The 19011-nt window shown below is 62.9% G+C and carries 18 protein-coding genes and 1 pseudogene; 8 read left to right on the forward strand and 11 right to left on the reverse strand.

Annotated features, from left to right (window positions below; translation table 11 throughout):
- Positions 1–72 precede the first annotated feature (72 nt).
- From ACQE2J_RS17250 to ACQE2J_RS17265, 4 genes are all read right to left on the reverse strand, one after another.
- The gene (locus tag ACQE2J_RS17250) at positions 73–789 is read right to left on the reverse strand and encodes a response regulator (protein ID WP_135542187.1); all 717 of its coding nucleotides are present in this window, start codon (positions 787–789) and stop codon (positions 73–75) included.
- The gene (locus ACQE2J_RS17255) at positions 779–2506 is read right to left on the reverse strand and encodes a sensor histidine kinase (protein WP_426936729.1); all 1728 of its coding nucleotides are present in this window, start codon (positions 2504–2506) and stop codon (positions 779–781) included. The genes ACQE2J_RS17250 and ACQE2J_RS17255 overlap by 11 nt, the downstream gene beginning before the upstream one ends.
- Positions 2503–2910 (reverse strand): hypothetical protein, encoded by a 408-nt coding sequence (locus tag ACQE2J_RS17260; protein WP_135542189.1) that lies wholly within the window; start codon positions 2908–2910, stop codon positions 2503–2505. The genes ACQE2J_RS17255 and ACQE2J_RS17260 overlap by 4 nt, the downstream gene beginning before the upstream one ends.
- Positions 2911–2980: 70 nt before the next feature.
- On the reverse strand, positions 2981–3634 hold the full coding sequence (locus ACQE2J_RS17265) for a TetR/AcrR family transcriptional regulator (RefSeq protein ID WP_205683394.1): 654 nt from the start codon (positions 3632–3634) through the stop codon (positions 2981–2983).
- 346 nt (positions 3635–3980) lie between these two features.
- Between ACQE2J_RS17265 and ACQE2J_RS17270 the strand changes: the two genes are divergently transcribed.
- From ACQE2J_RS17270 to ACQE2J_RS17280, 3 genes are all read left to right on the forward strand, one after another.
- Positions 3981–5372, forward strand: a complete 1392-nt coding sequence (locus tag ACQE2J_RS17270; protein ID WP_426936730.1) for an alpha,alpha-trehalose-phosphate synthase (UDP-forming) — start codon at positions 3981–3983, stop codon at positions 5370–5372.
- 68 nt (positions 5373–5440) lie between these two features.
- On the forward strand, positions 5441–5746 hold the full coding sequence (locus ACQE2J_RS17275) for a hypothetical protein (protein ID WP_135542193.1): 306 nt from the start codon (positions 5441–5443) through the stop codon (positions 5744–5746).
- A gap of 182 nt (positions 5747–5928) precedes the next feature.
- Positions 5929–7362, forward strand: a complete 1434-nt coding sequence (locus tag ACQE2J_RS17280) for a cation:dicarboxylate symporter family transporter (protein ID WP_426936731.1) — start codon at positions 5929–5931, stop codon at positions 7360–7362.
- A gap of 200 nt (positions 7363–7562) precedes the next feature.
- Here ACQE2J_RS17280 and ACQE2J_RS17285 read toward each other — a convergent pair whose 3' ends face one another.
- Positions 7563–7709 (reverse strand): hypothetical protein, encoded by a 147-nt coding sequence (locus ACQE2J_RS17285; RefSeq protein WP_426937540.1) that lies wholly within the window; start codon positions 7707–7709, stop codon positions 7563–7565.
- Positions 7710–7753: 44 nt separating this feature from the next.
- Between ACQE2J_RS17285 and ACQE2J_RS17290 the strand changes: the two genes are divergently transcribed.
- Together ACQE2J_RS17290 and ACQE2J_RS17295 are read left to right on the forward strand one after the other, a co-directional pair.
- Entirely contained in the window at positions 7754–8071 is a 318-nt protein-coding gene (locus ACQE2J_RS17290; protein WP_426936732.1) for a transposase, read from the forward strand.
- A pseudogene (locus ACQE2J_RS17295) lies at positions 8068–8865 on the forward strand (IS3 family transposase); the annotation flags it as partial. The gene ACQE2J_RS17290 and the pseudogene ACQE2J_RS17295, both read left to right, overlap by 4 nt.
- Here ACQE2J_RS17295 and ACQE2J_RS17300 read toward each other — a convergent pair.
- The 6 genes from ACQE2J_RS17300 to ACQE2J_RS17325 form a co-directional block, all read right to left on the reverse strand.
- The gene (locus ACQE2J_RS17300) at positions 8825–10456 is read right to left on the reverse strand and encodes an IS1634 family transposase (protein ID WP_426936733.1); all 1632 of its coding nucleotides are present in this window, start codon (positions 10454–10456) and stop codon (positions 8825–8827) included. The pseudogene ACQE2J_RS17295 and the gene ACQE2J_RS17300 overlap by 41 nt on opposite strands.
- Before the next feature lie 191 nt (positions 10457–10647).
- On the reverse strand, positions 10648–11607 hold the full coding sequence (locus ACQE2J_RS17305) for an alpha/beta fold hydrolase (RefSeq protein ID WP_114320171.1): 960 nt from the start codon (positions 11605–11607) through the stop codon (positions 10648–10650).
- Between the two features lie 232 nt (positions 11608–11839).
- Positions 11840–12931: a DUF3039 domain-containing protein gene (locus ACQE2J_RS17310; protein ID WP_135447630.1), complete on the reverse strand. Its 1092-nt coding sequence runs from the start codon at positions 12929–12931 to the stop codon at positions 11840–11842.
- A 41-nt stretch (positions 12932–12972) separates the two neighbouring features.
- The gene (locus ACQE2J_RS17315; protein ID WP_114320173.1) at positions 12973–13371 is read right to left on the reverse strand and encodes a helix-turn-helix domain-containing protein; all 399 of its coding nucleotides are present in this window, start codon (positions 13369–13371) and stop codon (positions 12973–12975) included.
- Positions 13372–13637: 266 nt separating this feature from the next.
- The gene (locus ACQE2J_RS17320; RefSeq protein ID WP_167854105.1) at positions 13638–13796 is read right to left on the reverse strand and encodes a hypothetical protein; all 159 of its coding nucleotides are present in this window, start codon (positions 13794–13796) and stop codon (positions 13638–13640) included.
- A gap of 67 nt (positions 13797–13863) precedes the next feature.
- Positions 13864–15483, reverse strand: a complete 1620-nt coding sequence (locus ACQE2J_RS17325; RefSeq protein WP_426936734.1) for a hypothetical protein — start codon at positions 15481–15483, stop codon at positions 13864–13866.
- Between the two features lie 198 nt (positions 15484–15681).
- Here ACQE2J_RS17325 and ACQE2J_RS17330 point away from each other — a divergent pair, with 198 nt between their 5' ends.
- From ACQE2J_RS17330 to ACQE2J_RS17340, 3 genes are all read left to right on the forward strand, one after another.
- Positions 15682–16863 (forward strand): YbfB/YjiJ family MFS transporter, encoded by a 1182-nt coding sequence (locus ACQE2J_RS17330; RefSeq protein ID WP_426936735.1) that lies wholly within the window; start codon positions 15682–15684, stop codon positions 16861–16863.
- 41 nt (positions 16864–16904) lie between these two features.
- Positions 16905–17885, forward strand: a complete 981-nt coding sequence (locus tag ACQE2J_RS17335; protein ID WP_426936736.1) for a YceI family protein — start codon at positions 16905–16907, stop codon at positions 17883–17885.
- A gap of 233 nt (positions 17886–18118) precedes the next feature.
- Positions 18119–18967: a hypothetical protein gene (locus tag ACQE2J_RS17340; protein WP_426936737.1), complete on the forward strand. Its 849-nt coding sequence runs from the start codon at positions 18119–18121 to the stop codon at positions 18965–18967.
- Positions 18968–19011 lie beyond the last annotated feature (44 nt).

Below are 19011 nucleotides of genomic sequence, written 5' to 3' on the forward strand. Positions count from 1 at the left end.
CCGCGGCCTCTCACGCGCGCCGAACAGTGCGTGATCTGCAAAGCGGGCGAAGGAAGCGATTCCTTCGCTCGCTCACAGCCACCGGTATTCGTACTCCGGTCGGCCCGGTGTTCCGTGGCGGGGCTGCTTGATCGCCTGCTTCGTCGCGACGAGATGTTCGAGGTAGCGGCGGACGGTCACGCGTGAGAGATCGAGCGCTTGTCCGACCTCGGTGGCCGAGACGGGAACCGCGGACTTGCGCACTTCGGCCGAGACCGTGTCGAGGGTTTCGGCGATCAGCCCCTTGGGCAGGCGTGTGGCCGAGACCGAACGCAGAGCCGACAGCGCATTGTCGACCGAGGCCTGAGTCGCCAATGACCCCGACCCCGTGAGCCCGCGGCGGAACTCCCGTGCGTTCTCCAGCTTCTCCCTGAACGCGGCGAAGCTGAAGGGTTTGATGAGGTACTGTGTGATGCCCGTTGCGATCGCCGAGCGGATCACCTGCAGATGCCGCACCGCGGTGATCGCGATGATGTCGACATCGCGGCCGCGGGAGTTCAACCGCCCGGCGATCTCGAGTCCGTGCGAGTCCGTGAGGTTCATGTCGAGCAGCACGATGTCGACGGCACGGCCCGCCTCGGCGAGGTCATCGAATGTCGTGAGCGCATCCCGGCCGCTCAAGCTGATGCCGGCGACGGCGAAACCGGGGATGCGGCGCACGAAGTCGGCGTGCGCCTCGGCGGTGGTGGGATCGTCCTCGACGATGAGGACCTGCAGCTGCGCTCCCGCCTCCACGGCGTCACTGTCCATCGTCGGCTCCTTCCCCATCGGCACCTGCCCCCAGTGGGAGTGTAACCGTGAAGATCGCACCGCCATCGGATTCGACATCGAGGTCCCCGCCGAGGCGGCGCACCGCCTGCCGCACCAGGACGAGTCCGAATCCGTGCTGCCCCACTCCCCCGCTGTGGGGTTTGCCCGAGGCGCCGAGGTGGAAGAGCGCGTCGATGTCCTCCGCGGCGACGCCGTCGCCGGAGTCGGCGATGGTGATGATGAGTTCCCCGTCGGCGGCGACGAAGTCGGCCCACACGTGCTTCTCCTCGGAGTCCGCGGCCGCGTCGAAGGCGTTGTCGAGGAGGTTGCCGGCGACGGTGACGAGGTCGCGGGCGTCGAGGCGCCCGGGCGGCAGTTCGCCGGTGGCGGTGACGGTGAGTTCGATGCCGCGTTCGTGAGCCTGGGCGGCCTTGCCGATCATCAGCGCGGTGATGAAGGGTTCGTCGAGCGCACCGACGAAGGAGTCGGTGAGGCGTTGGGATGCCTGTTCGTCCTTGACTGCGAAGTCGAGTGCTTCCTGGGCGCGGCCAAGTTCGATGAGAGTCGAGACGGTGTGCAGCCGGTTCGCATGTTCGTGCGTCTGCGCCCGCAGCGCCTCGGACAGGGTCGTCATCGTCGCCAGCTCCCCGGTGAGCTCCTGGATGTCGGTGCGATCGCGCAGGGTCGCCACCGTGCCGCCGCGCCCGGCCCCGCGGCCCCTGCTTCCCCTGCGTCTGCTGTGCCCCCTGCGTCTGCCGCGACCGCGCGCAGCCTGGGAGGTGCCGCTGCTGCGCGGCTGACTCGCCGTCTTCTGGCTGATGACGAGGACTCGGTCCTCGGTCAGGTGGATTTCGTCGACGGCGACTCGACCGCTCGACAGCAGGTCGCGCACGGATTCGGGCAGGGCCACCTCGGCGAGGGCGATGGGGGTGGACTCATCCGGCTCGGGCAGGCCGAGCAGGGCGGCGGCCTCGTCGTTGTAGAGGACGAGGCGACCGGAGTCATCGGCGAGGATGAGCCCCTCACGCAGCGAATGCAGGGCCGAATCGTAGAACGCGAAGAGCCGCCTGAGCTCCTCGGGACCGTAGCCGAGCGTCACGTCGCGCAGATAGCGGCTGAGCAGCCAGGAGCCGAGTCCGCCGAGAGCGATCGCGGCGAGCGCGACGATGATGATCTGCGGCAGCGACGCCGCCTGCGCCACGGACAGGGTCTCAAGGGTCACGCCGACGGCGACCATTGCGGTGACCTCGCCGTCGGCGTCCTCGATGGGCACGATCGCTCGCACCGAGGCGCCGAGCGTGCCCACGTACTCCTCGGTCTGGCTGTGACCGGCCCGGGCCCGGTCGGTGGATCCGAGGTAGTGCCTGCCCAGCTGAGCAGGGTCCGGGTGGGTGTAACGGGTGCCGTCGCGATCCATGATCGTGATGAAGTCGACCTCGGCGGTGTCGATCACGGTCAGTGCGTAGGGCTGCAGTTGTGCCGAAGGATCGTCGCCGGTCACCGCCGTGTTCACGAACGGGTCGTGTGCGAGGGTCTCGGCGATGCTGAGCACCCGTTCGGCGGTGGCCTGGCGGATATTGCCCATGGTCGTCACATAGCTGGTCACCGACAGGGCGGTGCAGACGAGGATGATGAGGACGAGTTGGACGAGGAAGAGCCGCCGGGCCAGAGGGCCGCCACGGGGGCGGAATCGATCCCGATTCCGCCCGACCGTCACTTCTTCTTGCCGCCGGAGATCAGGAGAGCCAGTCCGATCGCGGCCAGCCAGGTGTCCTTGGCCACGGGGATGCCGTCCTCGGACGGGCGGATTCCGTCGTCCTCGGTCATCGAGTCGATGGAGAAATAGTTCGCGACCAGGCCGGCGGCGAAGGTCGTCAGCGCAGCACCGGCGATGCGGGTGGGCACGAAGGGAAGCAGCAGAGCGGATCCGACCGCGACCTCGCCGTAGCTGAGGAACTTCCCGAACTGGGACGCGGTGAGGTTCTCGACCATCGGCACACCGTTGGCGGCCATCTGCTGGAGGCCCGCGGCGGTTTCTTCATCCATGCCGAGCTTGCCGATGCCCGAGTTGAGGATGAAAGCGCCGGGAACCGCGCGCAGAAGTGCTGTGCTGAGTTTCATAACCTGCTCCTTCGTTGTGGGATTGTCGCTGAGCCCAGACTATCCGTGAGGGTCCGAAGGCGCCACAGCCTCAGCTCTGCGTACTGATGCGGATCCGTTCGATGAGATCGTCGAGGGCGTCGTCGAACTCGCGCTGGGCGTGGTCTTCCATGAGCAGGTTCTGCAGACGCTGCACAGTCGGGTGTTCGGCAAGATCCGTGGAATGGCTTTCGCCCTCCTCCCCCAGGACCTCGGGGGCCGTCGACGCGACCTGGAGCAGCAGGGCTCCGACGAGGAAGCTGGTGAAGGCTTTGTAGGCGGCCACGGCCTGCGCATCGGAGAAGCCGAAGCGCAACAGCGACGACAGGAAGTCCTCGACCCAGCGCACGCTGCGCAGAGGAGGACGGAGCCAGGGAGCCTCCGGCGGCTGCGTCGCGATGAGCGGGAAGATCCGCGGATGCGCGCAGGCCAGGTTGCGCGTGGCATTGGCGACCCGCTGCAGGTACTCCTCCCAGGACTGGGAGTCCTCTGTCATGAGTTCGTCATCGAAGAGTCCGTCGATGAGCTCATCGACCATCGCTTCGAGCAGGTCCGCACGCCCGGAGACGTGCCGATACAGCGCCATCGCCTCTACGTCCAAGGCAGTTCCGAGGCGACGCATCGTGAGTTCATCGAGACCGCAGGCGTCGACGAAGGCGATCGCCGACTCGACGACCTGGGCACGATCGAGTCGCTGCTGAACCACGTGCACCTTCCTTCCCCTGCTGGAGATGACGCAGACCGGACGGTTTGCACGACCAGTCTACTCGGATGAGAAGTCACGTCGAGAGAAGTTCTTTGAATCTGATTACACTGTAAACACTGCACGAGGCCCTAAGCTACCACCGCACCATTCAGACCCCGAACCCACCCATCCCGATCCACCGCAGAGATGACACTGTCGAGCACGCGGTCGACGTCGAGGTCAGCGAGGCGGTCGGCGACCATCGACATTGCGTGCCCGTAAATCTCTCTGCTAATTTGATTACAGCGTAAACACGGCTGGCCGACAAGCCGCCACGCGCCCGTTCGACCACTACAGAGGAGTAGAGATGCCGGATTCCGAAAAGCACTCCTTCATCGTGGTGGCCGATCGCCTCCCCGTGGATCGCAATGACGGGACATGGGAGTTCTCCCTCGGCGGTTTGAGTTCAGCCGTGGCGCCCGTCGTCCGCGACCACCGTGGCGCGTGGATCGGCTGGACCGGATCGCATGACGGTGACGGCACACCGTTCGATTTCGACGACATGCGGCTCATCCCGATTCCGCTGAGCGTCGACGAGCATCGTCGTTATCACGAGGGCTTCTGCAGCGCCACCCTCTGGCCTCTGCACCACGGCCTCTTCGTCGCTCCTCAGATCCATCGCTCGTGGTGGCGAGCGTATCGGGACGTCAATGCCCGATTCGCGCAGGCCGTCGTCGATGCCGCAGCTCCTGATGCCACGGTGTGGGTCCACGACTACCACCTGCAGCTCGTGCCCGAGATGATCCGCGCCCAGCGTCCCGACGTCCGCATCGGATTCTTCGACTACATTCCCTTCCCGCCCGTTGAGCAGCTGGCACAGTTGCCATGGCGGGACGAGATCCTCAACGGCATCCTCGGTGCCGATGTCATCGGCTTCCAACGCGAAGACGATGCCTTCAACTTCCGCCGTGGCCTGCATCGACTCCTGGGCACAGACCCCGAGCAGATGGATAAGCACATCGGCTCCTATCCGACGTCGATCGACGTCGACAAGATCCGGGCTGCCGCGCAGTCCCCGTCGGCGCAGGCGGCCGCTCGGCGCATCCGCAAGGATCTCGGCGACCCCGATGTGCTCATGCTCGGCGTCGATCGGCTCGACTACTCGAAGGGGATCCTCCACCGGCTGCTCGCCTTCGAGGAGCTGCTCAATGACGGCCTCGTCGATCCGGCGACGACGTGCCTCGTCCAAGTCGCCGTGCCTTCGAGAGAAGGCGTCCCTGCCTACCGGGAGCTGCGCGACGAGGTCGAACACACGGTGGGGCGCATCAACGGCCGGTTCTCCACCCTCGGCCGGAATGTCATCGACTACTCGCATCGCTCCTATTCGACCGACATCGCCGTGGCACTGCACCTGGCCGCCGATGTGCTGCTCGTGACCTCACTGCGAGACGGAATGAACCTCGTCGCCAAGGAATTCGTCACTGCCCGCCGCGGTCGGGCCGGTGCCCTCGTGCTGTCCGAGTTCGCCGGCGCCGCCGACGAGCTGAGCCAAGCCGTGATCGTCAACCCCTACGACCGGACGGGACTCAAAGACGCGATCCGTCGGGCCGCCGAGATCGCCGCCGAGGGGACCCACGCCCACATCGATGCGATGGCAGACATTGTCGCCGCACACGACGCGCGCGACTGGGCGGAGACCTTCCTCGCCGACCTGCCCACCACCGCTGCCGCCTCGGTGCCGATGAAGCCCGACTGGTGAGCGCGCCCACTCCACGTCACCGCACACCTACGCGGAACCCATCGACCCTCGCATTCAAGGAGCCGCGAATGTACACACTGCTCAACAACCAGGAGTCCTCGAAGTACGACCTCTACCTTCCCGGTCAGCTCGTCGCCGCACTCCACTACAAGCTCGAGCGTGACGCCAACGAGGTCATGTTCATCTACTGCGAAGCCATCGAATCCACACAGGCCGATCGCCACCGCCGGGAACTCATGCGCAGGGCCGTCGAAGACGTCAAAGGCAGACGGCTCAAGCTCATCATCACCTGTCCGATCGCCCGCAAGACCCTCGAACAGGCGGACGCGCCTGCCCACGTCGAAAAGCCGCAGAAAGACACGCCGCACACCTGATCCTCCCCGCCTGCTCGCCGCCTCGGTGCTCGCGTCACTCCTTGCGTGAACACTATGAACGCAACCGAGACACCGGTCACATCCGCTGACAGAGTTGTCGCGTACATCACCACCGCGGCCAGCAGTCGCGTGCAATCACGCCCGCTGGCGGGTGCGGTTGCGAAGAAGCAGATGGAGGAATCATGGCAACGTCGCCACACCAGGAAAGCGGCTCCTTCGACAAGGAGATCGCCGCCGCTGCGAGCACCCCCGAATCGGGTGCACCGCAGCGGAAGAAGGACCGGACACACTGGCTCTACATCATGGTCATCGTCGCGGTCATCGCCGGCGCCGCCATCGGGCTCATCGCCCCCGAAGCCGGCATCGCGCTCAAGCCCTTGGGCACAGCATTCGTGGCACTCATCAAGATGATCATCGCCCCGGTCATCTTCTGCACCATCGTCCTCGGCGTCGGTTCGGTGGCGCGGGCGGCCACCGTCGGCAAGGTCGGCGGTCTGGCGCTCATCTACTTCCTCATCATGGCCACCTTCGCCCTGGTCATCGGCCTCGTCGTCGGCAACCTCATCCACCCCGGCACGGGCCTCAAGCTCGAACCCTACGAGGCTGCTGCCGGTGGGGAATCCAACGGCACCGTTGACTTCCTCATGAGCCTCATCCCCGGTGACATCGCGGTCCTTCCGACCCTGGTGCTGGCCCTCCTCGTCGGATTCGCCCTGCAGTCCATGGGCAAGGCCGGCGAACCAGTGCTTAAGGGCATCGGCCACATCCAGGCCGTCGTCTTCAAGCTCATGATGATGATCATGTGGGCCGCCCCCGTCGGCGCCTTCGGTGCCATCGCCGCAGTCGTCGGCAAGACCGGCTGGGCCGCAATCGGTGCGATGGCGACCCTCATGGGAGCCTTCTACCTCACCTGCGCTCTGTTCATCGTCATCGTCCTGGGCTCCATCCTCAAGATCGTCACCGGCCTCAACATCTTCCTGCTGCTGAAGTACCTGGCCAGGGAATTCCTGCTCATCTTCTCCACCTCGTCCTCGGAGTCGGCTCTGCCGCGTCTGATCGCGAAGATGGAGCATGCGGGAGTCTCGAAGCCCGTCGTGGGCATCACCGTGCCCACCGGGTATTCGTTCAACCTCGACGGCACCGCCATCTACCTGACCATGGCCTCGCTGTTCGTCTCCACTGCGATGGGCATGCCGATGAGCCTGGGCGAGCAGATCTCGCTGCTGGTGTTCATGATCATCGCTTCGAAGGGTGCCGCCGGAGTCTCCGGTGCGGGACTGGCAACGCTGGCCGCGGGCCTGCAGTCACACCGCCCCGAACTCCTCGACGGCATGGGCGTCATCGTCGGCATCGACAAGTTCATGTCCGAGTGCCGTGCCCTGACGAACTTCACCGGCAACGCCGTGGCCACCCTGCTCATCGGCAAGTGGACCCACGAGATCGACATCGACCAGGCCCGTGCCACCCTGTCCGGTCAGGACCCGTTCGACGAGCTCTCGCTCGAGCCTGATGTCCATGGTGCGCCGACGAATGCCCCCGAGGCGGACGCGGCCCTGCCCGAACCGCAGACCACCGTGGCCGCCGACAACCAGGCGAAGGCCACGATCGGGAACTGACCTTTCGAGCCATCCCGAGTCACACCACCACGGGTGCCGTCGTCCTCATCATGAGGATGCCGGCACCCGTGGTGTTTCGTCTCCCCTCGCCGAGACGGCCGTGCTCTACCGTCGCGCATGCCCTTTCGTAGTTGATCGGTTTCGGAGCCTTACAAGCGTTGGCCCACCTGAGTTGCACAGGTTTAGTTACCCTGGCGGAGTCAAGGTGATTGGCCAGTCGGTAGCGCGTCGAGGAGTTCCCTCGCCGCCGGCGGGATATCCGGGGCGAACGTGATCTCCTGATCACCAATGACGCCAGTGAACTCCCGCAACGGACGCAACGTCGAGATGATCTTCTGGGGTGTCATGATTTGAGTAGACAGCAGAACCCGATGAAAGGAAACTGCTGCACATGACTACCAACCAATCCCCGCGGCGGCCCCGCAGAGAGTTCACCTCGGAGTTCAAGGCCGACGCCGTCGCGATGGTCACCGACCTCGGGAAGTCCCGAGCCGAAGTCGCCCGCGACCTCGACATCAACGAGTCGACGCTGGGCCGGTGGGTCGCGAAGGCCACTGGCACTGAAGGAACCGGCTCCGGATCAGCTCGACGCGCTCCCGACGCCAACAGTGATGACCCGGCCGAGATGGCCAAGGAAATCGCTCGTTTGAAGCAGGAGAACGCGTTCTTGAAAAAAGCCGCGGCCTTCTTCGCGAAGGAACAGCCGTGAGCGCGAAGTACGAGCTGATCCACACCGAAGAAGGCGCCTTCCCCGTCACCTTGATGACCCAGATTCTGGGAATTGAGCGCACCGGCTACTATGCGTGGAAGAACCGGCAGGACACCGAACCGGACCCTGAGTCCAGGCGTGGTCGCCGCCAGATCGTCGCCGACCGGGTCTACGCCCTGTGGTTGGCGTCGAACAAGGTCTACGGCATTCGCCGGATCCACAAGGATCTCGCAGCCGAAGGGATCACCGTTTCGCTGGGGTTGGTCGCTGCGATCATGCGCGAGCTCGGGATCGCGGGTGTCCAACCCCGGGCAACGAAGCGAACCACGATCCCTGCCGCCGATGCCCAGGACAGGGCGGATCTGGTGCGGCGGGAGTTCAACCCGCCGGTACCCACGACGCATCTGGTCAGCGACATCACTTATCTGAAGACGGGTGAGGGGTGGTTGTTCCTGGCCACGGTCATCGATCTCACGACCCGGATGGTGGTGGGGTGGGCGACGGCGAAGCATATGCGCACGAGTCTGATCATCGATGCTCTTAAGGTCGCCTACCAGGGCGGATACGTTGCCGAGGGCGCAATAGCGCATTCGGATCGAGGCAGCCAGTACACCTCTGCGGAGTATGCGGAAGTCGCACGATTGATGCAGGTTCGCTTGTCAGTGGGCAGGACTGGGGTGTGTTGGGACAACGCGGTCGCGGAGGCGTTTTTCGCTTCGTTGAAGAATGAGATGTTCCATCGTCAGCGATTCGCTACTCGCGCAAGGGCACGGCTGGCGGTCGCGGAGTATATCGAGGTGTTCTACAACCGGAAGAGGCGTCACTCGGCGTTGGGCTATGAGATCCCTGCCCGGGCGATGGAGTCGTTCTTCGATCGCACCGAGACGGAATCATCGGCAGCCGACCGGGCTGCTTGAGGAAATAGTGTTCTCCTGTCGAAACAACTTGACACAGTCCATTCTTCAACGACACCCCTGACGCGTCTTGCATAAACCTCGCCACACCCAAAGCAGTGAACACGACCGTCAGATGAGCCTCGATCGCGTCCCGGGTCCGGTGAAACATCGGCCGTGCGTTCAGATCTGTTTTCGACATCCGAAACGACTGTTCGACATGCCAGAGGTCGTGATAGCTGCCGATGACCTCCCTTGCCGGCATGATGGTCTTTGGAATATTGGTGACGTATCCCTTGAACCCGGAGAGCTTCATCGCCCGGTCATAGGCCTTCTCGTCGAAGACCTTCTCCGCTCCCTTGGTTTTGACGAACCTCGCTGATTTCGGTTGCGAGTCTCCCTCGATGATGCTGATAGCTCGGTTGCGCTGCAGATTCAGAGTCTGTTCGTCACGCATCGCTCTCTTGCGTCGGTACTGCCACACCGCCCGCCACGCATCCGGAAACGACTCCGCGTCCCAGACGGGTTCCGACCTCGTTTGTGTTCGGTGTGGGGCAAGTCGTTTCTGGCCACGAGGAGTGATCGTATCGATGACGGTCTGGTCATCGGCCCACTCGCCGTTCCAGGCGAAAAACGTTGCCAGGTCGTGCGGGGCCTTGACCTGCCTGGAACCAACAATGAACCGCAGGCCTGCGTCATCGAGTTCAGTCAAATTCTTCGACGAGAGCATTCCGGCATCGGCAGCCACGACCATGTCCGATACTTGGTGGCGGTCTTGGAAGCGTTTGATCACGGGAATGATCGTGTGGGTCTCTGCTTTGTTGCCTTCGAAGCACCCGATCTCTAACGGGAACCCTGTTCGATCAACGAGGAGTCCGACAACGATCTGTGGATCGACTCGGCGTTCTTTGGAGTATCCGACCTTTCGCAGACTGTCTTCCTTTTCAGCCTCAAAATATAAGGTGGTGACGTCGTAGAGCAACAGACTGATCCCGGTCGTAGCCACTGAGTAGTCGAAACACTTCGCTGCGATCTGGTCGCGATAGTTGTGGTCGCGGGCGCGTTTGAGGCAGGTCAGGAACGTGTTGCGGTGAACGACATCAACACCGAGCTCGGAAAGGACTCTCACGCTATCGGATTTCGAGGTGGGTTCGATCAGGCGGGCGAGGACGAGTTGGAAGAAGGCTTCGTCATCAACAGTGTCGAACCCTAACCGTTGGTAGGCGGCGCGGATCGTATCGACGATGACTTGCGACCGACTCGACTTCACGACCGCGGGTGCTGTGGCTGGTTTGTCGGTGTGGTCGAAGTCGAGGATTCCTTGGCCGGGGTAGAGTTTGTCGCGGCCAAGAGCCATGAGTGCTGCGAGTTCCTCGGGGGTGTGGGCAGAACCGAGGTGCTCGACGATGCGGTAGCGTCCACCTGTTTTGTCAGCGATCTGCACTGCGGTGGCCCCGGACGCTGTGGGGACCTTACGCACGAATGGGCTCATGGACCCATTTTAGTGTCGAATTTAGTTACCCAAAAGCGCGAGTGATAACTCCCTTACCAGCACAAACATTCCACGACACCGTGAAATCACCGGTCACCTGTGCAAGTCAGGTTACAAGCGTTGGCCCAATCCCTGGGCCAACGCTTGTTGGATAAGACACCACGCAATGGGGTAGTGCGTGCCTCTGCACGCTACTGATCCTCCGCGTGTTCCCGTGCCTGGTTGATGACCGTGGAAGCGATGTCGTTCGGGTGTGATTCGGGGAGCCAGTGAGACGCGCCCTCGAGAGGGACAAAGCTAAAAGGCCCTTCGACGTAGCGAGCGCTGAGCTCTGCAGTGGTTCGGGAGAATGCGATGTCCTCGCTGCCCCAGATGAAACTCGTGGGCACCGTGATGGGAGTGCTCGGCGTCCGATCGCGGCCATCCATCGCCTGGTAGTACTTGAGCACGGACAGAAAAGCCCCGGGCTCACTGAATCGCGCAACATAGGAGGCTGCGAGATCATCGGGGACGGCGCCGCCGTAGAGTTCGACCAGCTTCTTTCCGTCATCGCGCAGCAATGTTCGGGCCACTCCCTCCGGGTGATCTTGGATCGACCGCATATAGCCCATGCGTTCGTACTGATCGTCGTCCGTCTTCAGCTGTTTGCCCAGCGCTCTGGGGTGCGGCGTCGACACGATCGTGCAGGTGTGCAGACGCTGTGGGTGGTTCGCGGCAAAGGGCCACGCGACGAGTCCACCCCAGTCATGGCCGACGAGGTGGAAGCGTTCGAGTCCCGCCGTGCGGGAGACTTCGTCGAGGTCGGCGACCAGGCGCGCGATTGCGTACTCCCCCACCGAGTCCGGGCGTACTCCCGGCGAATATCCTCGCTGGTCATAGGCGAACACTCCCATACCCTGCTCGAGGAGCAGCGCCGCTGTTTTCTCCCAGCACGATGCGAATTCAGGCCACCCGTGCATAAGGACCGCGTCACCGAGATCAGGATTCGGGTGCGCAGGCGTTGCCCGGAAAGCGGCGAATTCCCCCTGGTCAGTGGAAACGGTCAGCGCTTCGGCGTCGGCAGTTGCAGGTAGCTCTGCCAGGCGTCCGGCCACGGATGCGTTGTCGAACGGAACACCGCTGTAGGGCTGAGACGTTGTCGATGTTGTCATGGGTCAGCCTCCTTGTTGAATGAGACGTGCCACGCCGGCCACGTGCCGGTCCCTCACTGCTCAGTCCCGAGCCGCGGATGCCTGCCGACCGGTTCAGGGGCGGGATCAGCATAGCCGTCATTCTGCCGGAGAACCACTAAATCACACCGCATAACCTTTCTGGCGGGCGGCCCTCCCCGGAAATGCTGCGTCTGGCGGTTGCCAGCATCTGCGGCTCCGACCTCCACAACTACTACTGCCCCGGGCTTAGCCCACCCGAATCCAATTCTTCATATCTACCCGCGCAGATCGGACAAATATCCCGCCCAGACGGGTCTGCAGTTGGAACGAACCATGTCCCGCATAGACCTCTTACAGGATCTCCTTCAACTGTGGCGTCAACTAGCGAATGAGCCTTTGCATAGTGCGCGCGTACCGCAAAGCGGAAACCAGACTTTGATACACCCTCCGGCAGCTCCCCAAGCTCGACCGCTCCCTTGGCCGTGGCAATCAGGTCCGCACTCAGAATCGTCGACCAAATCAGCATTCCGCCCGGGCCAGGCAGCAATCGCCATCTCTCAACAACGGGTTCCACGATCTCTCGAATCGATCCGAGTGCGTCCTCTGCCAAATATGGTTTAGACGTGTCCTGCGATGAGACGCTTAGTAGAAGCTCGGCTAATTCCTCACCGTCAATGGTCTCTTTCGAGACCGCAAACTCCAAGTGCATCAGCGGTTCTTCCACCGGGGTAGGTGAGGGCCCTGGTACGTGAAACGAAACGGCGGACTCTTGGCTATAGGCACGATCTAGGCAGACAAGCGCGGAGAGTTGCACCTGCCGATTCCATGCTTCTTTGCGTGAAATCTTCTCCTCAATCGCCTGGAGTTTGCGATCGGACTCGCTAGGCAGAAACTTGCTCGAACCATTTACCGAAACCTGGTGTGTGAACGTTTTGTAGAAGTCTCGATCGTCGCCTACCGACCGTAACCCGCCTGCGCAAAGCCATACTTCGCCGTCGCCAACAGTTTCGGCATCAGTAGCAGCGCCTCGCCAACGAGAAACTTTCTGCTTCCACCAATAGGGGTCTGTCAGTCCGCTAATGCTCTCACGACGCACACCGCTCCCGCCCGCTTCAAAGGCTGCACTGAAACTACGCACGAGTGGATGATCTGCCTTACTTACAGTGGGCACCGATTCCAGCGAACGTGCAATTTCGCTGTCGCTCTTGCCCGCCTCCAATAGATCCCGAAGGGTCTGGAAACTCCGCTGCTGAGCAACATCGTCCCAGCCCTCATTGAGATCTTCACAGAGGCACCGAATTGTCACACGACGTATATAGTCCACCGGTTCATAGTAGCGTCAGCCCCTGACACGTCGGACCCGGGTCACTCCATCTCGTCCAATGCGAACGCACGATTTTCCTGCCGCTTAGCAACCGAACGCGCCGCATCCCTACGTACAGCTTCAGTCTTCTCAACATACGAAGTCAGATCCGCCATCGAGATGCGCCTATCGCGCTTCCCCACAACAACATAAGGGATGGCACCCGCGTCCAAAACCTTGTATAGGTGTGCCCGGCTAACGCCAAGAATCTTTGCAGCGGTCGAGGTAGTGACAGTGTCACCGGAAGAGGCCAGAACAATGTCGCGGCCAGAACGAAGTGTCCCGGCAAACTCCTCGAGCGCCTCGCGAGCAATCCCGTCAGACAACGAACTGGCGAAAGCATCAATCTTTGCAAGTGTTTCCTCGGGAGTCGCCGAGGACGGGACAGTCAAGGTAGACATATTCTCCGCCAGGATAGTGTTTGATTCATTAATGGTTCACTTCGAGGCTCGAGCCCTACGCGGACCGCCTCCATGTGTCACAAGTGTCACACGCCAACTCGTGCAGGTCAACTAAAGAGCCGTGGATCACAATTTGAGCCCAGAGCATCCAGCCCCGGCCCGCGCCTCCCTCAACCAGACAGACGCGTCGAAACTTGGCTGCTTCCGCCGACCTCGCGAAATGCCCGACAACGTCGATCACGATTTAAGCGAGTTCTTCGTCTGGACTATGATTCCGCAGAATCGATTCGGATGCCTTTCGACGCACCCTCCAAGTCGTTGATCTCCCGGAGGACGTCCATGAAGGTATCCGCGCTCACCGGATTGCCCCGTTGTTTCAGAGCAGCTTCTAAACGCTCTATGTGATCAAACTTTGCGGTGCTCATGCGAATTACGCTACGGCATCACACGGCATAACAACATAGGACATCAACAGCCGGAAGTTCCAGACCCTCACCCCTTGCGCATAATAAACACCGTCACCGAGCTCCCGGCAAGGTCGATCCGCAGCTTCCCGTCGTCGCCCATGCCGCCGCTCGGCGCAGCCGACGAACTCGCCCCGCCCGACGGTGAACCACCAGCCGACGGCCCACCCGACTCCGATGCCCCCTCCCCACTAAAAGGAACCTCATCCGGCAACGGATTAGCAGGCACCACCTGCGTAGCACTCTTCACATCATTCGACGCCCCATACACCTGCGACGCCGTCGACACACCGAACCCCGAAGGCATCGACAGCGTCACTGGATTCCCACCCACCGAAGCCGCGTCGTTCGCGTTGATCACCGTCGTGACCAGGGTGCGCCCGCCGTCCTTCGAAACCGTGTAGGCACTCATGTTCCCGCCCGCATCGACAGCAGTGCGTGTGAACTCCCCGCCGACACTCGGCACCAGCAACCTGAGCCCGAGCATGTTCGGCCTCACCTGAAACTCATTCGACCGGTCCCCGTGGTCGGCCGGGTCGCAGACGAGGGACATCGGGGCTCCCCCGTTGCAGGCTCCGAGCATCGAGTGCATGGCCATGCGTTCGACGCCCAGGGTCGCCGCATACAACGTGTAGTCGGCGGCCCACAGCGCCGAGGCGTTCGTCAATGAGGTGTCGTTCGTGCCCGGGCAGCTCGTCGGCCCGGTCTCCTCGAGCCACAGCGGCAGCCCGGCGTCGTCGGCCTTGGATTTACCGATGCCGAGGTTCTTCTTCGCCGCCTCCTTCGCAATGGGCTCGATGAGGTTCGGCGCCTGTGGCCCCCGCCCAGGCACCGAGGAAGAATCGCAGTCGTAGAGCTGGTACCAATGCTGTGCGAGCGCGGTCTTCTTCTTCACACCAGAATCCAGGAAGGCCGTCATCCATGCCCCGTCGTAGACATCGGGACCGATGATCGGCGCCTCGGGCCGTTTCGCATGGATGGCCTTGGCATACGCTTCGAGCTGCTTGACGTATTTGTCCTCGTTCCAATCGTCACCGCGGACCGCACCACCGGGAACATCGTCGACGGTGTATCCGTTCGGTTCGTTGCCGATCCCCAGACCGATGAGGGAATCGCCGAGGATGTCGATCGTGTGCGCGGCCATGTCCGCTCCGCGTTCCGGATCGTAGGTGCCCAGTGGGACGCCGAGGGTGACGGTGGAACCGGTGACATCGACGAGCTTCTTCAGCCTCTTGAGGTCATCGGGGGTGACGGTGACTTTCTCGCCGTGCTTCGGCTTCTCTCCCTTCGACGTCCAGAACGTCCTCCGGTCGAGGGCATTGCCGCCGAACCGGAGCGCCGGCGACCCGAGCGACTTCAGCTGCTCATCGAGGTTGGAATTCGCCGGATCGAGTCGGGGGTCTGCCAAATCGGTGGCTTCGAATGAGACCCCGATGTTGTCGGCCCTGAAACTGGGCCCGGTCTTGTCAGCAGTGACAGTGACATCGGCAGGTGCCCCCGACGCGTCGACCTTCGACTGCTCGAATTCGGTCGGAGTCGGGCTCGGGTCCGAGCTCGGCGATGAACCATCAGGATCGAACCACGAGCATCCCGACAACACGAGGGCGAGCGCCAGCACTCCGCCCTGAATACTCCTCCTGATGTTCACGGAAATAACTTTGCCCTGTCCGCCCGGATACAACAACTTCCACAGTCACAATCCCAAACCTCCCCACCCCACCGACACACAGAGAACGTCCGCATCCCCTCCCGCCGAGGCGGCCGCCCCGTTCTCATGGCATCGTAGGGTCGGAGACACCGCCACCCGAACATCCGCCCGAAGCACCGCCCGAAGAGAGGACACATCGTGCCCGACAGCACTGCCGCTCCCTCTCTCACACCCGTCCGCGGGGCCTTGGGCCTGTCGGTGGCGATGGGCATGGGCCGGTTCTTCTACACCCCGGCACTGCCGCTCATGGTCGCGGCCCTGTACTGGAGTTCGGCTCCCGGCGCATGGATCGCGACGCTGAACTACGTCGGCTACTTCATCGGCACCCTCGTCATCGCTCAAGGTTGGGTCGAACCCAATCGCTTCGTCTACCGGCTCAGCCTCATCGTCTCCACGGTGGGTCTCGCCGCGGTCGCTCTGACCCCGAACCTCATCTGGCAGGGCGGCATCCGCACGATCGCCGGCATCGCCTCGGGGCTGATCTTCGTCTGCGTGACCCAACGGATTCCCTCGAACTCCCGAAAACCGCGCGACGGCGGCATCTCCTACGGCGGAGTCGGCTTCGGCATCCTCGTCTCCGGAGCCATCGTGCTCGCCGCCGGCAGCATCGCCGATTGGCGGCAGCTGTGGCTCATCTGCGCGGCCGTATCCGCGATCTTCTCCGTACTCGCCTGGACCTGGCCGATCCCCGCCCGGATCCCCCAGCACACCCCGGCCGAGGCGGCTGAACCGACCACCACCGACGAATCCACCGATACGCCCACTCCCTTCGAGGCCAACCGTCGCCGAGCCATGGCCCTCCTCTCCACCGGCTACTTCTTCCAAGGCGGCGGCTACATCATCATCGGCACCTACCTCGTCGTGCTCGCCGGTCCCGTCTTCGGAGCGACGGCGGCCGCCTCGACGTGGCTCATCGCCGGGATCGCCACGGCAGCGTCTCCCCTGACGTGGTCGGCCGTCGCGGCCCGCATCGGCACGGTCAAGGCGTTGACGCTCTGCTACTGCCTCCAGGTCTTCGGCGCCCTGCTCGCGGTCTTCGGCTCCACTCCGTTCGTGCTGATCATCGCCGCTGCCCTCTTCGGCTTCACCTTCATAGGGGTGGTCATGATGACGATCGGCATCGGCACACAGATGGGTGTCACGAACGCCTCGGCGAAGCTGACGTCCTGGTACAGCATCGGTCAGATCGTGGGACCGGCCATCGTCGCGGCGGCCCTGAGCGAGCACATCGCCGTTGCTTTCATCGCATCAGCGATCGCTTTGGCCATTGCCATGGCGTTGACCTTGGTCGGTGTCGTCACCGGCAACGTCGACCGCTGACACGACTCATTCCGCGACGCCGTTGTCACCCCACCCACGCCATGGTGTCGCGTGTGCGCGGAGCGTTCAATGATGTGTCCGGTTCCGCCGACATCGCCGACGACCTCGCCGATTCAAAGGCCGAGGTCATCATCCAGACCGCCAGCGTCGACACCCGCAGCGAGGGTCGCGACGAGCACCTGCGTTCGGCGGACTTCTTCGACGTGGACGCCTACCCGGAGATCCGCTTCGTCTCCTCGGCCATCGACGAGGTGGACGAAGGCTCCTATATCGTCACCGGTGATCTGACGATCCGTGACATGACGAAGACCGTGTCCATCCCGCTCGAGCTCATCGGCGTCGAGACCGATCCCTTCGGCAACCTGCGCGCGGGCCTCGAAGGTTCCCGTCGCATCGACCGCAAGGACTGGGGCGTGACCTGGAATGCGAAGCTCGATTCCGGTGGCGTGCTCGTCAGCGACAAGATCACGCTCGAGTTCGAGCTCTCCCTCATCAAGAACCTCGCCGAGGCGGCCCCCGCCGATTCGTCCGAGACCGCGGTTGAGAACGAGGCCTCCACCGAGGCACCGGCACCTTCCACCGAGGCGACCTCCGCCCCCGAAGCTGGCTCCGCAGCCCCGCAGACCACAGCGCCCGTGACCAAAGCCCCGGAGAACTCCGCTGACGCCCCGGTCCAGGAGACACCGGAAGCACCTGAGGCGCCGGACGCTCCGAAGCCAGAAGCCGCCGAGTCGGCTCCCGCACCGGAAGCCCCTCAGCCGGTCCCCGAAGCTCCGGAGTCGGTGACCCCGACCCCGGCAGCCGACGAGACCGAGACGGCTCCTCCCGCGCCGAAGGCCCCGGAGAGCGCAGCATCAGTGGCCCCGAAGGCAGAGTCCGCCGGCTCAGAGTTCCCTCCCCCGCCGCCGGTCAAGCCCGCCGAACCTTCCGCTGACAAGCCAGCGGACAAGGCTCCCGAGACCAAGAAGTCGGACGGTCAGTCGTCCGGAAGCGCATTCGGAAAGATCTTCGGCCTCCGCTGAAACCAAATGAACTCGACCGAGTAGCTATGAGCTGCTCGGTCAAGTTGTTTTATGTGTTGAATGAGCGCATTACCGGCAACGCAGTCACTCACATTCCAACGAATTGATAACCGTTGCCCTCCACCCCGGCCAGAGGCATTCTCGCTCACGAGTAACCAGTTACGATTAGTCGTCTGCTTCGGTCAGAATCGAATCGGGGTCCCGTGAAGCATCGCTCACCTCTGTTGAGGTCCTTGCTGTGGCAAGTGAATATAAGACGCGCCTTTGTCGCGCTGGTCTTAGTTTTTGCCCTCGTCGCCCTTTCGGGTTGCTCTACAGTCGAGAAGCCACCGCAGACCGGTGATTCGACCGGATCCTCCGCTGACCCCATCGAGGAGGTCAATCCGGCAGCCGTTGACGAACCAGCGCCCGAGGCGGTGTCTGAGGATCTGGACCCATACTCGGCGGAGGACGAACAGCTCATCTACTACGGCGAAGTGCTCGCCTTTCGCTATGGAATCGACGTGGAACCTGATGAGTGGCTGTCGCTCGCAGAGAAGGAATGTGACTCCTATTCTGAAGCGGGCAGCACTCGTGTCTATGGTCCGGAATCCGCCGAGATCCTCGCCGAGGATCCGCGATCCGGCCTTCTGCTCGAGTCCTTCGTCTTTCTGGTGATCGGTTCGTACTGGTGCGGAGTCGACGATTACGGCACGAACTTCGAAAGGTACGGCTCGGAAGCACAGCTGATCTCTTTGGCTTTTCTGGAAACGGTCAATGCCATCGGACCCACCAATTTGTCGGCTGCGGACTTCTCGGACTACTACGACAATCAGCTGTTCATCACTCGGTACGATTTCGATACACCGCCGGAGTCCGACAGGTCAGATCCAACGGTGCCAGACGCTCCCGACCCGTATGACAGTTCAGACGCGTTCGAGGACGAAGCACCCGAGTACGGCAGTTCCGGCCCCGACTACCCATACCTGGATCCGTACAACGAGTATGAGGGGAACTCTGGCGGACCAACTCAGTGCAACGATGGCACCGTTTCCAATTCGTCCGGCCAAGGGACTTGCAGTTGGCACGGTGGAGAGCGCTGAAAGCTCCTCCCGCTCTGCGTATCCCGCGGGTGAGACCGGTACAC

It is taken from the genome of Brevibacterium sp. LE-L, from assembly GCF_050214925.1.
In the GTDB taxonomy this organism is placed as follows: domain Bacteria; phylum Actinomycetota; class Actinomycetes; order Actinomycetales; family Brevibacteriaceae; genus Brevibacterium.

What these genes read in the sequence shown, in the direction of transcription:
- ACQE2J_RS17250 (WP_135542187.1), bottom strand. Translation starts at nt 789, where the DNA reads ATGGACAGTGACGCCGTGGAGGCGGGAGCGCAGCTGCAGGTCCTCATC.
- ACQE2J_RS17260 (WP_135542189.1), bottom strand. Translation starts at nt 2,910, where the DNA reads ATGAAACTCAGCACAGCACTTCTGCGCGCGGTTCCCGGCGCTTTCATC.
- ACQE2J_RS17270 (WP_426936730.1), top strand. Translation starts at nt 3,981, where the DNA reads ATGCCGGATTCCGAAAAGCACTCCTTCATCGTGGTGGCCGATCGCCTC.
- ACQE2J_RS17275 (WP_135542193.1), top strand. Translation starts at nt 5,441, where the DNA reads ATGTACACACTGCTCAACAACCAGGAGTCCTCGAAGTACGACCTCTAC.
- ACQE2J_RS17280 (WP_426936731.1), top strand. Translation starts at nt 5,929, where the DNA reads ATGGCAACGTCGCCACACCAGGAAAGCGGCTCCTTCGACAAGGAGATC.
- ACQE2J_RS17285 (WP_426937540.1), bottom strand. Translation starts at nt 7,709, where the DNA reads ATGACACCCCAGAAGATCATCTCGACGTTGCGTCCGTTGCGGGAGTTC.
- ACQE2J_RS17290 (WP_426936732.1), top strand. Translation starts at nt 7,754, where the DNA reads ATGACTACCAACCAATCCCCGCGGCGGCCCCGCAGAGAGTTCACCTCG.
- ACQE2J_RS17300 (WP_426936733.1), bottom strand. Translation starts at nt 10,456, where the DNA reads ATGAGCCCATTCGTGCGTAAGGTCCCCACAGCGTCCGGGGCCACCGCA.
- ACQE2J_RS17305 (WP_114320171.1), bottom strand. Translation starts at nt 11,607, where the DNA reads ATGACAACATCGACAACGTCTCAGCCCTACAGCGGTGTTCCGTTCGAC.
- ACQE2J_RS17315 (WP_114320173.1), bottom strand. Translation starts at nt 13,371, where the DNA reads ATGTCTACCTTGACTGTCCCGTCCTCGGCGACTCCCGAGGAAACACTT.
- ACQE2J_RS17320 (WP_167854105.1), bottom strand. Translation starts at nt 13,796, where the DNA reads ATGAGCACCGCAAAGTTTGATCACATAGAGCGTTTAGAAGCTGCTCTG.
- ACQE2J_RS17335 (WP_426936736.1), top strand. Translation starts at nt 16,905, where the DNA reads ATGGTGTCGCGTGTGCGCGGAGCGTTCAATGATGTGTCCGGTTCCGCC.